The following is a 14,765-nucleotide window of genomic DNA, read 5'->3' as shown; positions in this document are numbered from 1 at the left end:
CTGCCCGGTGAGGCAGCCGCCGCTTTTGCGTTCAGGTTACTCCTACTCTACAGCGTGGCCAAATCAATTACGAAGCGGTACTTCACGTCGCCTTTCAGCATGCGTTCGTAAGCTTCGTTGATGTCCTTGATGTCGATGATTTCGATGTCGGACATGATGTTGTGCTCGGCGCAGAAGTCCAGCATTTCCTGGGTTTCCTCGATGCCGCCGATGAGCGAGCCGGCAATGCGGCGGCGCTTGGCAATGAGCTGGAACGCGTGCAGCTGCGGGGCTTCGGGCGGTACACCCAGCAGAATCATGGTACCGTCGCGGCGCAGCAGGTTCACGTACTGGCCCATATCCAGCGGCGCCGATACGGTATTGATGATGAAGTCGAAGTAATTGGCTACGCTTTTCAGCTGCGCGGCATCCTTGGTTACCACAAACTTGTGGGCACCTAACGCTTCGGCGTCGGCGGCTTTGTTGGGCGAGGTGCTGAGCACGGTTACCTCGGCACCCATGGCGGCGGCTAGTTTTACGGCCATATGGCCCAGGCCGCCCAAGCCCATTACGCCTACGCGGTGGCCGGGGCCTACTTTCCACTGCCGCAGCGGCGAGTAGGTAGTGATGCCAGCACAGAGCAACGGCGCCACGCGGGCCAGATCCAGCTTTTCGGATACTTTCAGCGTGTATTTCTCGTCCACCACTATCTGGTTGGAGTAGCCGCCATACGTGGGCGAGCCGTCACGCTCGCGGCCGTTGTAGGTGCCCACCATGCCGGTGGTTTCGCAGTACTGCTCCAGGCCTTCCTGGCAGCTGGGGCAGGTGCGGCACGAGTCCACCATGCAGCCCACACCGGCCAGGTCGCCGACCTTGAAGTTCTTTACATGGTCGCCCACTTTGGTCACGCGGCCCACAATTTCGTGGCCGGGCACCATGGGGAAAATGGAGCCGCCCCACTCGTCGCGCACCTGGTGCAAATCGGAGTGGCAGACGCCGCAAAAAGCAATGTCAATCAGGACATCGTGCGGACCGACCTCGCGGCGCTCGAACTGGAACGGAGCCAGCGGCACGTTAGCGGCGGGGGCGGCATATGCTTGGGTTGGGAGCATGTTGGTTTGGTTAGAGGGAATGGAGTTCAGAAAGGGTATAACCGACAGCAGGGCCCGCAGGTTTAAGCTCCACAGCGGCAAAGCCCCGCACGGGGGTTAGTTTTGCACGTTCGTTTTACCCGAGTTTTTGCTGCGCATGTTTCGTTTGCTTTCGTCTACGCTTGGCCGCCTGCGCGTTGTGGGTTTTGCCGAAGGGGTTTCGTTTTTGGTGTTGCTAGGCATTGCCATGCCGCTGAAGTATCTGCTCGGCCAGCCCGAAGCGGTGCGCATGGTAGGCATGGCGCACGGGCTGCTGTTTGTGCTGTATGTGCTGCTGGTTATTATGGCCGCCATCGAGCACAGCTGGTCGTTCAAGAAAGCCGTACTGGCGTTTGTGGCGTCGTTGGTGCCGTTCGGCACGTTCTGGGCCGACAAGAAGCTGTTTCAGGAGTAAGAGAAGTAATTGTAGCAGTTTCCAAGTTCGTGTACGTGGACCCCACCCCCGGCCCCTCCCCCGTAGGGAGGGGTGCCAGACGGCTTCGTTGTTTGGTACCCCTCCCTACGGGGGAGGGGACGGGGGTGGGGTCCACGTACACGAACTGGTGAATCGCTCTGGGCCAGCAGCGCCGTTACCGAGCGTCACCCCCGCCCCTTCTGCAGCTGCTCCACCACCAAAGTACGCAGCCGCCTGAGAGATTCCCGCGCAAACTTGCGCTGCAGCGTGCGCCCGAACAGCTTGAAGCCGATGCGGTAGAAAATATTGTCGATGCGGTCGGGCTGTGAATACGCTTTGACTTTGAAATGCACGCGGCCGGTTTGCAGCTTTTTGTGCACCGTGAACGTGATTTCGCCCTTCTCGAAGTGCCCTTCTAAAGTGCGGTAATTGTAGCCCCACACCCGCTCGGGGCCGTCGGGCGTGGTCCGCTCTTCGTCGATTACGCCGCCGATACGCACGCCAAACCAGAACGTAAAGCCCAGGAAACGCCCGCGCAGCAGCATCACGCGCTCGGCTAAGGGCGTATCGGGCACGAAAATGCCGGTGATGAGGTCGGGCGGCGGGAACGAGTAATTGAGCAGCACTTGGTGGGCGGCTTCCCAGCTGCCGTTGGGCTGAGGCGGCCCGGGTGGCTCCGAGGGCAGCTCGGTCCCGTAATCATCAATGCGCCAGCCCGACTCGGCGGTGTACTCGTGCACGCGGTCGAGGTCGTAGTTTACCTTGGCTTTGGCGTAGGCATCGAGGCGGGCGCGGTGCAGCTCCCAGAGGGGCGGCGCAGTGGCGGTACTAGGTGCGTTCATGGCGGTCGGTGTGTTTTTCGGTGCCGTCCTGCTCCACGGTTACCACCTGCACGGGCTTAATGGGTTTACCACCGCTTGCTTCGGCCACGCGCTGGCAAAACGTTACCCAGGTTTGCTCCTGCACCCGTTTACCCACGCCAATGGTGCTGTAAGCAAAGGCCACCAGCCCGTCGCGGGAACGAGCCCAGGAATGAATTTCGAACCGCAAGGCCCTGGCCGGCTGGGGCAGCTGCCGCACCGAAAACCGAATGCGGCCGGCTTCGGGGTGGCCTTCCAGGGTGATGAACTCGAAGTGCTGATTGGTAACTTCCGTGACACGCACCGAGCCATTCCAAGGGCCCAGGATTTTGATGTGGAATTCGTCGTCGACGCGCAAGCGGCCTTGTTCGCCTTTGCGCTTTTCGAAGTTGGCCAGCAAATCGGGGGAAAACTTCTCGACGTCGCACTGAACGGTGTTCATGAGCTCAGTCGCCGACTTTTGCGCGTCGGCCACGTCGATGTAATACCGCCGCTCGATGTGCGGGCCGGAGCCGGACTCGGCGGGTTGCGGGGTTTCGTTTTCGGTCATGAGAAAGGAGCCGCCGGGGGAGGAACGGGCAGCTGTTACCCAAACGCGGCTAACGGCGCAGGGGTTGGCCGGGGTGGCTTTCTGGCGCCCGCCAATTAGCACAAATGGGTTTGGCACCACTCCACCGACAAATCGGCGACTTCCTCCAACGTGCCCGGCTCCTCAAACAAATGGCCGGCGCCCTGCACCACGTGCAGGCGCTTGGGACTGGTAAGCGTTTCCAGGGCCTGTTCGTTCATGCCCACCACGGGCCAGTCCTGTCCGCCCACAATCAGCAGCGTGGGGGTTTTGATGAGTTCCAGCGTGCCGGGCGCTAAATCGGGGCGGCCGCCGCGCAGCACCACGGCTTTTACTTTGTCGCCGAGCTCGGCGGCGGCGCGCAGGGCGGTGGCGGCACCGGTGCTGGCTCCGTAAAAGCCAAGGTGCAAATCGAACAGGCGCAACTCCCGGCACACCCAGCTGGTGGCGCCAATGAGCCGGCGCGTGAGCAGTTCCTGGTCGTAGCGCGCCTCGCTGTGCTGGTCTTCTTCGGGGGTCAAAAAATCGAACAGCAGCGTACCAAAACCGGCTTGCTGCAGGCGCTGGGCCACGTATTGGTTACGAGGACTGAGGCGGCTGCTGCCGCTGCCGTGGGCGAAAATAATGATGCCCGGGGCGTTGGTCGGCAGCGTTAAATCGGCAGCCAGCGTCGCGTGGGGCAGCTCCAGCCGAATGGGCTTGGGAGCGGTAACAGGTTCCATGAAAGGGGGAGTGTTGACGAAGCGGCAGGTATGTTACGCAGTTGGCGGCAAAAAGTAGTCGTTGCCCCTGCTTACCCCTGGTGGCGGCATGCCCGAAGCTGGCGGCCCGGCGGTATCTTTGCCGCTTCCACATTCATTACCTGCCGTGTTTCGTTCGCGCCTTCAGGCTTTTGTGTTGCAACCGCGCTTTGTGCTGGCGCTGTACGCGCTAATGCTGGTGTTTGCCACCGCTCAACAGTACCTCAAGTACGCCGTCGACAACTACAAGATTTTCACGCTGCCCTTTTTCCACTTGCTGGCGGGCCGCGACCTGTACGCCGACTACCCCGCCCTTTACAGCGTGCCCTACAAGTATAGCCCCACTTTCGCGCTGTTCATGGGCTCGGTGGCCGTAATGCACGACTCGCTGGGATTGTTTTTGTGGAACGCGCTAAACATTGTGGTGATGTACACGGCCGTGCGGCGGCTGTTTCCCGAGCAGCGCCGCAGCATCCTGCTGTTGCTGGTGCTGGCCATCGATACGCTTACGGCGCTGCAAAACAGCCAGAGCAACTGCCTGCTGCTGGGCCTGATGCTCTGGACCTACATCAACCTGGAGAACAAGCGCCAAATGTGGGCGGGCTTGTGCATCGCGCTGGCGTTTTTCATCAAAGTGTACGGCATCGGCATCGGGCTGATTTTCCTGTTTTACCCCGGTTGGTGGCGCGCGGCCCTGTGGGCGGTGCTGTTCGGCATTTTGCTGGCCTTGGCGCCATTGGTGGTGGCCTCGTGGGCGGAGTTTCAGACGATGTATCTGAACTGGTACACCATTGTGCGCGAGTCGGCCACTAACGTGCAGCTTTCCCTGATGGGCGTGCTGGAAACGTGGTTTGGCTGGCCGGTTTCCAAGGGTTTGGTGCAGGGCCTGGGGCTGCTCACGCTGCTGCTGCCGCTGGTGCATTGGCGCAGCTGGAGCGACACCGCTTACCGCCGCCTGTACGTGGCCGCCATTCTGATTTTCGTGGTCATTTTCAACCAAATGGCCGAGTCGCCCACTTTCGTTATTGCGGTGGCGGGCTTCGGGTTGTGGTTTGTGTGCTACCGCCGTGCCACGCCCACGCTGGCCTGGGTGCTGCTGGCCTTGGTGCTGGTGTTTACCTCGCTTTCGCCCTCCGATTTGTTCCCGCGCAGCATCCGCAACGATTTCTTCGTGCCCTACAAAATCAAGGCCGTGCCTATGATTCTGACCTGGGCCGTGATTATGGCGCAGTTGCTGCTGTACCCGCGTTGGCGCACCCGTTTGGCGCAAGCCGAGGCCGAAGTCACGGAACCGCCGGTAGCAGCCGACGCGGTAACCGCCTAAAACCTTGCGCACCCGGTTGAATTCCGCATCTTCACCGGGCAGCCGTGCCCAACGCAACGCGTCTTTGCCCAGCCTTCCTTCGTTTTCCCTGCTTCTATGATTGCACGTGTACTCCGTACCGGCCTTGCGGCCACCGTTTTCTCGGCTACTTCCCTGCTGGCTTCGGCCCAAACGCCCGGCGTGCAGGTGCCGGGCAGCCGTTTCGTGGCCGATTCGCTCGATGCCTACGTGAAGCGTGGGCTGAAACAATGGGACCTACCGGGCTTGGCCGTAGTGGTGGTGAAAGACGGCAAAGTGGTGGTGGCCAAAGGCTACGGCGTGCGCGCTGTGGGCAAGCCCGAACCCGTGGATGCCAACACGCTCTTCATGATTGCCTCGAACACCAAGCTGTTCACCGGAACCGCCCTGGCCAAGCTCGACGACGAGAAGAAACTCTCGCTCAACGATAAAGTCACCAAACACCTGCCTGATTTTCAGCTGGCCGACCCCGTTTCCACGCAGCTGGTAACGGTTCGGGACTTGCTGGGCCACCACCTCGGCACCAAAACCTTCCAGGGCGACTTTACCTTCTGGAGCTCCAATATGAGCCGCGAGGACATTGTGCGCAGCATGCGCCTGCTCACGCCGCCCAACCAATTTCGGCAGGAATACGGTTACTGCAATGCGGCTTTCCTCACGGCTGGCCAAATTATTCCCACCGTAACGGGCGGCACCAGCTGGGACGATTACCTGCAGCAAAACATGTTGCAGCCCCTGGGCATGACGAGCACCAGCACCCGCACCCGCGGCTTTGGACAACTGCCCAACATTGCCCTGCCCTACTCAAACGGCTACGGCCCGTTGAGCCAGATGCCTTTCGACGAAATCGATAACATTGGCCCCGCCGGCAGCATGGTTTCGAACGTGACGGACCTGGCCAAGTGGCTGCAGTGCCAGCTGGACAGCGGCAAGTATCAGGGCCAACGCGTGCTGAGCTGGGCCGCCGTGCGCCGCACCCGCGACGCGAATACGCTCATTTCTACCCGCAAATCGTCGCTTCTGCCCTCTCATTACCAAACCTACGGCCTCGGCCTGCTTTCGGCAGATTACAACGGCAAGCAGGTGTACTGGCATACCGGCGGCGCCGTGGGCTACGTAACCAACGTGTGCTTTGTGCCCGAGGAGCGGCTGGGCATTGCCGTGCTCACCAACCAGGATAACCAAAGCTTCTTCGAGGCCCTGCGTTACCAGCTGCTCGACAGCTACCTGGGCATGCCGTATGTTGACCGCAGCAAGCAATTGTTGCCCTATTCCACGTCGGCCCGTCAAGCCACGCTCAAGAACCTAACCGAACTGAACGCCCGCGTGGCGAAGAAAACCAAGCTGCCGCTGAACCTGCAGGACTACACCGGACAGTATACGCACCCGCTCTACGGCCCCATTACGGTGGCGCGTAAGGGCAAGCAGCTGCTGGTAAGTTTTAACCGCCACCCCAGCCTTACGGCCACCCTCGATTACATGGACGGGCAGCAGTTCCGTTGCGTGTACTCGAACCTGAGCTACGGCATTTATCCCGCCGATTTTAAGGTAGAAAGCGGCAAAGTAACTGGCCTGGAGCTGCGCGTAAACGACTTCATCGAGCAGGACTCGTACGTGTTCCGCAAAGGGTAAAACAGCAGCTGAGACGTGCAACCACCGGCTCGCCGTGGGGCTCACCGCTATGTATCCCTGAGCTCTATGATACCGAAATTTACTACCAGTTGGCAGCGCATAACCCTTGCCCTAAGCCTAGGCGCCATGTCGTTTGGGCTGATGGGCATCGGCTGTTGTGACTGTTTTGATGGGGACGTAAGCACCTTTCGCCTGCCGATTAATACGGACTCGCTTTCCGGCCGGGGGTTTCGGGCAGCAGAACTACGCAGTGCTTACCTGCTGGCTTACGCTACACCGAACCTGTTGGGCCAGCCCGACACCTTTCGGCAACCTTTGCCGCAGGCCACCTCGATTATCTCCGGCCAGTACCTGGATATCCGCAACGATTACGTGTATTTGGAAGGGCTGGCGCGCAACCCTGCCGGCGAGTTGGTAAAAAGTTACCGTTTGCGGGTGCCGGTTGCCAACCGAAGCTTTGAGTTAACCGACCTCGACGTAAAAGTTGGTGGCGGGGGTGGCCGTTGCGGTTGCAAGCACACCAAGCGCAAGGAACTGACTTTGGATGGCCAACGCGTTGACGCCGAAAAAAGCCCGATGCCCATGCTGAATCGGTAGTTTCCAGTGACTGGATGGCAGCCGCGGCCGGTAGCCCGACGCTGCCGGCCGCGGCTGCGTATAGGGCCTACCATCCCGATGCAATTATGGCCTACTACCGCCCCTACCACCCGCCCGCCGACCCCGAGCTGGTTCGCCAGTTAACCGCCACCCAAAACGAGATGCGCCAGCGCGTGCGTCTGGAGCCGCTGGCGCACCCGCCCAAGCTCATTGCCGGCCTGGATTCCTCGTTTCCCACCCCCGAAACCATTCTATCGGTTATTGTGGTGCTGAAATTTCCGGAGTTGGAGCTGGTGGAAAAGGTGTACCACTACGGCACCGTAAACATGCCCTACGTGCCGGGTTTCCTGAGCTTCCGCGAAGCGCCCAACCTGCTGCTGGCCTTCGAGAAGCTCACCCAAAAACCCGATGTGCTGATGGTAGACGGCCACGGTATTGCGCATCCCCGCCGCATGGGCATTGCGGCCCATATTGGCGTGCTACTCGATAAACCCAGCTTCGGAGTAGCCAAGCAGGTGCTAACCGGCCAGCACCCCGAACCCAGCACGGAAGCCGGAACCACGGCACCGTTAACCGACAAAAAAACCGGTGAGCTGCTAGGCGAAGTATTGCGCACGAAAGACCGCGTAAAACCCGTCTTCGTCAGCCCCGGCCACCGCATCGACCAGGATACTGCTACGGCGCTGGCGTGGCACTGCACCCGCGGCTACAAGCTCCCCGAGCCTACTCGCCTAGCCGACCATTGGGCCGAAGAGTTCAAGAAAGAAGTGCGGTAAAGCGTAGATGGTCGGGGAGCGAAGATGCCAGCTCAGCCAATGAGCTGGCATTTCCGGGAGGAAGGCCCCATAACTTCGCCACGGCTTCATAAACCAACTGCGGTCCTCTTCCCGAGCCCATTACGCCCTGCTCCAGCGGTAACTGCTGCGACTTCGAGAGCTTCTGCCCTTGCGCATCGGTTAGCAGCGGGTGGTGAAGAAACCGCACCCTTGGGCCGCAGAAAGCCGCTGTTTCGGGCAACTGCCGGGCCAACCACAGTTGCGCTGCGGTGCTGGGCAGCAAATCCAATCCGCGCACGATGAGGGTAGTGCCCAAGCGCAGGTCGTCGGCTACCGAGGCCAACTGATACGCCACTACGCCGTCTTTCTTACGCAGCACAAAATCGGGCATCAGTCGGCCTAGTGGCACGTTGGTTTTGCCCTGCCAGAGGTCCGGGAAGGTCACTTCCACTCCCGGCTGCACGTGGGCACGCCAGGCCGCGCCGGGTTGGTCAAGGTCGGCGGGTACTTCGGCGTTTTGGGTGCGGCTGCGCAGGCTGGCATGCAGCAGGCCGGGCACGAGCCGCAGACGGCGCAGCAGCTGGTTGTACTCGGGCAGGTGCAGCAGCTGCGAGTGGTGGCGCAGGAAGTCGTCGGGGCCGCTGGGGCCGTGGTCGTAGTCGATACCCAGCCACTCGATGGTGCGGAAGATGCTGTCGAGGTAGGCTGGGCGCAGACGGGCGCGGTCAAGGTCGTCGATGCGCAAATGCAGCGTACCACCGGCCTGGCGCACGAGCAACCACGTCAGCACAAAGTTCACGGCATTGCCCAGGTGCAGGTAGCCGCTGGGCGTTGGCGCCAGCCGGCCTACCACCGGTGCGGGGTATGCAGCAACAGTAGTAACCGAAGAAGCAGCCTGATTCATGGCCCGAACTTACGCAGCTGGCTATTCTTCCGACGTGTTCTTGAGCTTACCCAGCAGGCTGTAAGCTCCCTCGGTTACCACGGTGGTTTGGGCCGTCACGGCAGCCGGCAGCACAACCGGCACCATTCCATTTTCTACCGAACCAGCCCGGCGCACTTCCACCATGCGGTAGCGCGGCTGCCCGGCCGTGGGCTGCACAAAAATGTAGCTCCGGCCCTCGTAATCGACCACTGCCGCTTCAGGCAAGGCCGGCACCGGGGCCGTGGTTGGCTTTTCATTGGTTTCGATGGTTGCCCGCACGAACATGCCCGGCAGCAGCCGCGGGTTGTTTTCATCATCGGGGTGGCCGTGGATGCTCACGGTGCGCGACTCTGGGTCTACGGTCCGGCTTACCAGGTTTACGTGGCCGGTATGCTCGCCGCCTGCCGAATCGGAGGCCAGCGTGAAGCGCAGGCGCTGCCCAACCCGTACGCGCGGCGCATCCTTTTCAAACACCGTCAGCTCTACGTGCAGGTGCGTGGGGTCGACCAATTCCGCCACGGGGTCGGTGGGGGCCAGCGTTTGGCCGGTGGTGGCATTTACTTTCTGCACAAAGCCGCTGATGGGCGCCCGCAGCTCGGCCGTGGTGGCCATGGCGCCGCTGCCTCGTACCGGCAGGCCAGCCAAACGCAGACGGGCCAACAGGGCGTCGCGCTGCACCTGCAGGCTGCGGTACTCGGCCTGGGCCCGCTGGTAGTTTTTAGCCGGGGCCACTTCTTCGGCTACCAGCTCACGCTGCCGCTCCACATCAGTACGGGCATACTCGAGCTGGCTGAGCACCTGCCGGTAATCCTGCTGCACCTGAATGAATTCGGGGTTACGGATTACCGCAATGGCTTCGCCTTGGCGCACCCGCGTACCGGCCAGCAACGGTAGGCGCTCCACGTACCCACCCAACGGAGCGCTTAGCACCACCAAGCTCTGCGGCGGCGCATCCAGCGTGCCATTTACGCGCAGGGCACCAGCCGACGACTGCATGCTAACCCGCCCGGTGCGCACGCCGGCTACCCGCTGTTCGTCGGGGCTGAGTTGCACTTCGTTGGCAACGGCAGGTTCCTCGGCAGCAGCAGGGGCGGCGGTTTCGGCGGCTGACTTTTCAGAGGCCGAGTTACAGGCGGCCAAACTCAGCAGGAGCGCGGGCAGCAGCCACCTCGTCGGTTGATAAACAGAAGAAAACATTGGGTTGATAAGTCAGAATAAGGAGAAGGACAGCATCGTTTTACCAGGCCATTAATCCGTGCGGCCGAGCAGGTATTCCAGCTCCAGCACGGTTTGGTTGTGGGCCAGCACGGCGTCGAGGTAGTCGGTGCGCAGGCGCTGGGCGCGCTCGGCGTGCAGCAGGTACTCGGCGAAGGGCATTTCGCCGGTCCGCCAACCCTTGCCGGCCAGCCGCTGAATAAGTGCGGCCTGGGGCAAACCGGTTTGCTGGTAAAAGCTCAGGCGCTGCTGCTGCTCGCGCAGGCGGGTCAGCAGAGCGGTCTGACTGGCTGCTACCTCGGCTACGCGGCGTCGGTAAGCTTCCTGGGCGGCCAGCTGCTGCAGGCGGGAGGCTTCTTCGCGGGCTTTGTAGGGGCGCGCCCACAGCGGTACGCTCACACTCAGCTGTGCCGCCTGAAAGCGGTTGCCCGGGCCGTAAAACTGCTCGGCGCCCTGGTACAGTACCGTGCCGCGAAACGACTGGTTCAGGTACGTCAAGCCCAACTCGGGCCGGCGGCTCCGCTGCTGCACCAGGGTTTCAGCACGGCGCTCCTCGGCCTGTCGGGCCAGCAGCTGCGCGGCCGGGTCGGCGGGGTTCAGCGTGTCGATGGCGGCGTTTTGCTCCTCACCCAGCAGCGCGAGCAATTCCGTGGGTGGCGCGAGCGGCAGCAGCAGGCTGTCGGCGGGCATGGGCAGCGCGGGCCACTGCAACAGCGCCTGCAGCTGCAGGCGGGCCGCCTGGTAGTCGGTGCGGGTGCGGGAGGTAGCCAGCTGGGTTTCGCCGGCCTGCACCAGCGCCGTAGCCGGCTCGATGCGGGCCGCTTCGCCGGTGCGGAAGCGCAGTTCGGCCGAGCGCCGGAACTCGCGGCTTAGGCTGTCCTGCGCACGTAGCAGCCGCAGCCGATGCCGGGCGTACACGGCCTGCTGGTAGGCTTGGCGCACCTGTCGGCGCAGCTCGGCCCGGCGCACGTTCAGCTCCGATTCAGCCACGGCCACCTGCGCCACCGCCAGCCCGGTGAGGGCGCGGTACTGGCCCAGCGCCGGCAACTGTTGGGACAAGGCAAACTGGTTGTCGAGGTAGGGCGAGTTCAGCTGCCCGTAGCCCACCTGCAAGGACGTGCGCGGCAACTCCCACACCGCGCCGCGCACGGTCGAGCGGGCGGCCAGCTGGTAATTGGCGGCCCGCACGTCGCCGCTGCGGCTTAGGGCCGTTTGCACGGCAGCCGTGGCCGTCAGCGGAGCGGCAGTAGGGTTTCCCGCCGGCGTTTGCGCCGAAGTCCCAATCGGACCGAGCAGCGCGGCGGCCAGCGCGGCCACGACGGTAGCCGGGCGCGGCCGGCGGCCCAGCAGGTTACGCCAGAAGCCGCCATCCGCCTCGCTCAGGTAATACAGCACCGGTAGCACCAGCAACGTGAGCAGCGTGGCCGACACCAAACCGCCGATAACTACCGTGGCCAGAGGGCGCTGCACTTCGGCGCCGGCGGTGCCGGCCAGGGCCATGGGCAGAAAGCCGAGCGAGGCTACGGTAGCCGTCATCAGCACCGGGCGCAGGCGTTCTTCGGTGCCGCGCAGCACCCGCTCGCGCACGTCGCGCAGGCCGGCGTCGCGCAGTTGGTTGAAGGAGCTCAGCAGCACGATGCCGTTGAGCACGGCTACGCCAAACAGGGCAATGAAACCCACGCCGGCCGAAATGCTGAACGGCAAGTCGCGCAGCCACAAGGCCAGCACCCCACCCACAGCGGCCAGCGGAATGGCGGTGAAGATGAGCACCGCCTGCTTGAGCGAGCCGAACGTGAGGTAGAGCAGCCCGAAAATCATGAGCAAAGCCACCGGCACGGCCACGGCCAGGCGGGCGTTGGCCTGGCGCAGGTTCTCGAACTGCCCGCCGTAGGTCATGGTGTAGCCGGGGGCCAGCTGCACTTGCTGGCTGATTTTGCCCTGCAGCTCCTGCACCACGGTTTCCACGTCGCGGCCGCGCACGTTGAAGCCCACCGTAATGCGCCGCCGGGCGTTGTCGCGCTGAATCTGGCTCGGGCCCACCTGGTAATCGACGCGGGCCACCTGCTCCAGCGGCACTTGCCGGCCGCCGGGCAGGGCCACATTCAGAGCACGCACCTGGGCAATGTCGTGGCGGTACTCGTCGGCCAGGCGCACCACCAGCCCGAAACGCCGGTCGCCCTCAAACACCTGCCCGGCCTCCGAGCCGGCAAAGGCCGCGGCAATGCTTTCGTTCAGGTCGTCGATGCTCAGGCCGTACTGGGCCAGCCGTTCGCGGTCGGGCCGCACCACTATCTGGGCCAGACCGGTGGCCTGCTCCACGTAGAGGTCGGTGGCGCCTTCCACCTGCTGTACCACGCGGCCGGTGTGGCGGGCGTAGCCGGCCAGCTGATCGAGGTCGTCGCCGTAGATCTTGATGACCACGTCCTGCCGCGCCCCGCTGATGAGCTCGTTGAAGCGCATCTGAATGGGTTGCTGAAAGCCGAACGTAACGCCGGGCAGCACGCGCAGCGCCTTTGCCATTTGGGCCGCCAGGTCTTCGCGGTTGTCGGCCGAGGTCCACTCGCTGCGGTCCTTCAGCACCACAATCAGGTCGCAGGCCTCCAGCGGCATGGGGTCGACGGGAATTTCGGAGGAGCCGATTTTGGCCACCACCTCCTTTACCTCGGGAAATTTTTCTTTCAACAAATCGGCGGCGCGCTGGGCCTGCTGGGTGGTGTAGTCGAGGGAAGAGCCGGGCAGCACGCGGGTTTCCACCGCAAAGTCGCCTTCTTCGAGGGTGGGAATGAACTCCCCGCCGAGGGTGGTTAGCAGCCAGGCCGCGCCCACCAGCAGGGCCACGGCCGCGGCCAGCACCAGCTTGGGCACGCGCAGCACCCGCGTGAGCAGGCGGCGGTAGCGGGCCGCGAGGCGGGCCAGAAACTTATCGGACCAGCCGCCGTGCACGCCCTTGCGCAGCACCAGCGCCGACATCACCGGCACGTAGGTGAGCGAGAGAATAAAGGCGCCCAGGATGGCAAATATCACCGTCTGGGCCATGGGCCGGAACATCTTGCCTTCGATGCCGGTAAGGGCCAGGATGGGCAGGTACACCATCAGAATGATGAACTGACCGAACGAGGCCGACTGCTGAATGCGCGAGGCCGCGTCGTACACTTCCTCGTCCATCTGCTCGGGCGTCATGTCCTCGTTGGTGAGCGGGATTTCGCCGGCCCCGTGCGCCTGCCCGTAGCGCGACGTGAGCCGGTGCATGGTGGCCTCAACAATGATAACCGCGCCGTCCACAATCAGCCCGAAGTCGATGGCGCCGAGGCTCATCAGGTTGCCCGACACGCCAAATACGTGCATCATGCCGATGGCAAACAGCATGGCCAGCGGAATAACCGAAGCCACCACCAGGCCGGCGCGCAGGTTGCCCAGAAACAGCACCAGCACGAAAATCACGATGAGCGCGCCCTCCGCCAGGTTTTTGGTGACGGTATGAATTGCTTGGTCCACGAGCTTGGTGCGGTCGAGGAAGGGGTGAATTTCGAGGCCGGGCGGCAGGCTTTGCTGCACGGCCTGCATCCGGTTTTTCACGGCGTCTACCACTTCCGAGGAATTGGCCCCGCGCAGCATGAGCACCAGCCCGCCCACGGTTTCGCCGGTGCGGCTGCGCACCATGGCCCCGTAGCGTGGCATGGCGCCGGGCCGCACGGTGGCCACGTCGCGCACCAGCACGGGGCCGCGCCCTTCGGCCGGCGCCCGCACCACCGCCCGGCCAATGTCGGCTTCGGACTGGGCCAGGCCCTCGGTGCGGATAAACCAGGCCTGCGGGCCGCGCACCAGGTAGCCGCCGCCGGCGTTGCCGTTGTTGGCGCTCAGGGCCGCGCGCAAATCGGCAATGGTCAGGTTAAAGCTGCGCAGGCGGGCCGGGTCCACGGCCACCTCGTACTGGCGCACGTAGCCCCCAAACGACGACACATCGGCCACGCCGGGCGTGCCCAGCAGCTGGCGCCGCACCACCCAGTCCTGCAGGGTGCGTAGCTCGGCCAGCGAATATTTCTTCTCGAAGCCGGGCTTTACGCGAATGGTGTACTGATAAATCTCGCCAAGGCCGGTGGTGGCGGGGCCCATTTCGGGGCGGCCTGCGCCGTCGGGAATTTCAGATTCGGCAGTACGGAGCCGCTCGGCCACCTGCTGCCGGGCCCAATAGTTGTCCACGTCGTCGCCGAACACGATGGTAACCACCGACAGGCCGGCCCGCGAAAACGAGCGCACTTCCTCGCGGCCGGGAATGGTGGCCACGCTTTGCTCCACCGGAAACGTGACGAGTCGCTCCACATCGGCCGCGCTCAGGGAGGGCGACACGGTGTAGACGATAACCTGGTTGTTGGTGATGTCGGGGACGGCGTCGATGGGCAGCTGCCGCAACGCGTACAGCCCCCAGGCCAGCAGCGCCAACACGCCCGCCGCCACTCCCAGCTTGTGCCGCAAGCTGAGCGCGATAATCTTATTGAACATGGATCTGGTGCCACCCTTCGGCGGCTTTCCTGATGACCGGCGGTACTGCAGCGAAATGCGCCGCGCCCACTTTGGCACGCGCATTT

12 protein-coding genes are annotated in these 14,765 nt (G+C 63.2%); 5 read left to right on the top strand and 7 right to left on the bottom strand.

Annotated features, from left to right (window positions below; all coding sequences use genetic code 11):
* Positions 1-47: 47 nt before the first annotated feature.
* Positions 48-1,091: an NAD(P)-dependent alcohol dehydrogenase gene (locus ABD903_RS00585; protein WP_345220404.1), complete on the bottom strand. Its 1,044-nt coding sequence runs from the start codon at positions 1,089-1,091 to the stop codon at positions 48-50.
* 136 nt (positions 1,092-1,227) lie between these two features.
* On the opposite strand from ABD903_RS00585, the gene ABD903_RS00580 reads away from it, so the two are divergent.
* Positions 1,228-1,524 (top strand): DUF3817 domain-containing protein, encoded by a 297-nt coding sequence (locus tag ABD903_RS00580; RefSeq protein ID WP_345220402.1) that lies wholly within the window; start codon positions 1,228-1,230, stop codon positions 1,522-1,524.
* Positions 1,525-1,709: 185 nt separating this feature from the next.
* Here ABD903_RS00580 and ABD903_RS00575 read toward each other — a convergent pair whose 3' ends face one another.
* From ABD903_RS00575 to ABD903_RS00565, 3 genes are read right to left on the bottom strand one after another with little or no spacing between them, the layout of a single operon-like run.
* Positions 1,710-2,366, bottom strand: coding sequence for a DUF1990 domain-containing protein (locus ABD903_RS00575; RefSeq protein WP_345220401.1), 657 nt, complete (start codon positions 2,364-2,366; stop codon positions 1,710-1,712).
* Positions 2,353-3,051, bottom strand: coding sequence for a DUF1990 family protein (locus ABD903_RS00570; RefSeq protein ID WP_345220399.1), 699 nt, complete (start codon positions 3,049-3,051; stop codon positions 2,353-2,355). The genes ABD903_RS00575 and ABD903_RS00570 overlap by 14 nt, the downstream gene beginning before the upstream one ends.
* Entirely contained in the window at positions 3,030-3,674 is a 645-nt protein-coding gene (locus ABD903_RS00565) for a dienelactone hydrolase family protein (RefSeq protein ID WP_345220398.1), read from the bottom strand. The genes ABD903_RS00570 and ABD903_RS00565 overlap by 22 nt, the downstream gene beginning before the upstream one ends.
* Positions 3,675-3,819: 145 nt before the next feature.
* Here ABD903_RS00565 and ABD903_RS00560 point away from each other — a divergent pair, with 145 nt between their 5' ends.
* From ABD903_RS00560 to nfi, 4 genes are all read left to right on the top strand, one after another.
* Positions 3,820-5,016 carry a glycosyltransferase family 87 protein gene (locus tag ABD903_RS00560; protein ID WP_345220396.1) on the top strand — a complete coding sequence of 399 codons (1,197 nt, stop codon included), beginning with the start codon at positions 3,820-3,822 and terminating at the stop codon, positions 5,014-5,016.
* A gap of 96 nt (positions 5,017-5,112) precedes the next feature.
* Positions 5,113-6,666 carry a serine hydrolase gene (locus tag ABD903_RS00555; protein ID WP_345220395.1) on the top strand — a complete coding sequence of 518 codons (1,554 nt, stop codon included), beginning with the start codon at positions 5,113-5,115 and terminating at the stop codon, positions 6,664-6,666.
* A 66-nt stretch (positions 6,667-6,732) separates the two neighbouring features.
* A complete protein-coding gene (locus ABD903_RS00550; RefSeq protein WP_345220394.1) occupies positions 6,733-7,263 on the top strand; it encodes a hypothetical protein in 531 nt (176 codons plus the stop codon).
* An 86-nt stretch (positions 7,264-7,349) separates the two neighbouring features.
* The gene (gene nfi, locus ABD903_RS00545) at positions 7,350-8,039 is read left to right on the top strand and encodes a deoxyribonuclease V (protein WP_345220393.1); all 690 of its coding nucleotides are present in this window, start codon (positions 7,350-7,352) and stop codon (positions 8,037-8,039) included.
* On the opposite strand, the gene ABD903_RS00540 is transcribed toward nfi, so the two are convergent.
* Genes ABD903_RS00540 through ABD903_RS00530 form a run of 3 tightly spaced genes read right to left on the bottom strand, consistent with a single transcriptional unit; the run spans position 8,020 to position 14,679 of the window.
* The gene (locus ABD903_RS00540; RefSeq protein WP_345220392.1) at positions 8,020-8,943 is read right to left on the bottom strand and encodes a glutamate--tRNA ligase family protein; all 924 of its coding nucleotides are present in this window, start codon (positions 8,941-8,943) and stop codon (positions 8,020-8,022) included. The genes nfi and ABD903_RS00540 overlap by 20 nt on opposite strands.
* A 21-nt stretch (positions 8,944-8,964) precedes the next feature.
* Positions 8,965-10,161 carry an efflux RND transporter periplasmic adaptor subunit gene (locus ABD903_RS00535; protein ID WP_345220391.1) on the bottom strand — a complete coding sequence of 399 codons (1,197 nt, stop codon included), beginning with the start codon at positions 10,159-10,161 and terminating at the stop codon, positions 8,965-8,967.
* Positions 10,162-10,212: 51 nt separating this feature from the next.
* Complete coding sequence (locus ABD903_RS00530; RefSeq protein ID WP_345220389.1) at positions 10,213-14,679, bottom strand: CusA/CzcA family heavy metal efflux RND transporter; 4,467 nt, start codon at positions 14,677-14,679, stop codon at positions 10,213-10,215.
* Between the last annotated feature and the right edge of the window lie 86 nt (positions 14,680-14,765).

The organism is Hymenobacter koreensis (assembly GCF_039541855.1).
In the GTDB taxonomy this organism is placed as follows: Bacteria; Bacteroidota; Bacteroidia; order Cytophagales; family Hymenobacteraceae; genus Solirubrum; species Solirubrum koreensis.
The sequence above is the reverse complement of the archived record's forward strand: the minus strand, read 5'-3'. Positions and strand labels throughout refer to the sequence as shown.

Bases quoted from the DNA above. Each gene is read 5' to 3' on its own strand.
- ABD903_RS00585 (WP_345220404.1), bottom strand. From the start codon at position 1,091: ATGCTCCCAACCCAAGCATATGCCGCCCCCGCCGCTAACGTGCCGCTG.
- ABD903_RS00580 (WP_345220402.1), top strand. From the start codon at position 1,228: ATGTTTCGTTTGCTTTCGTCTACGCTTGGCCGCCTGCGCGTTGTGGGT.
- ABD903_RS00575 (WP_345220401.1), bottom strand. From the start codon at position 2,366: ATGAACGCACCTAGTACCGCCACTGCGCCGCCCCTCTGGGAGCTGCAC.
- ABD903_RS00565 (WP_345220398.1), bottom strand. From the start codon at position 3,674: ATGGAACCTGTTACCGCTCCCAAGCCCATTCGGCTGGAGCTGCCCCAC.
- ABD903_RS00555 (WP_345220395.1), top strand. From the start codon at position 5,113: ATGATTGCACGTGTACTCCGTACCGGCCTTGCGGCCACCGTTTTCTCG.
- ABD903_RS00550 (WP_345220394.1), top strand. From the start codon at position 6,733: ATGATACCGAAATTTACTACCAGTTGGCAGCGCATAACCCTTGCCCTA.
- nfi (WP_345220393.1), top strand. From the start codon at position 7,350: ATGGCCTACTACCGCCCCTACCACCCGCCCGCCGACCCCGAGCTGGTT.
- ABD903_RS00540 (WP_345220392.1), bottom strand. From the start codon at position 8,943: ATGAATCAGGCTGCTTCTTCGGTTACTACTGTTGCTGCATACCCCGCA.
- ABD903_RS00535 (WP_345220391.1), bottom strand. From the start codon at position 10,161: ATGTTTTCTTCTGTTTATCAACCGACGAGGTGGCTGCTGCCCGCGCTC.
- ABD903_RS00530 (WP_345220389.1), bottom strand. From the start codon at position 14,679: ATGTTCAATAAGATTATCGCGCTCAGCTTGCGGCACAAGCTGGGAGTG.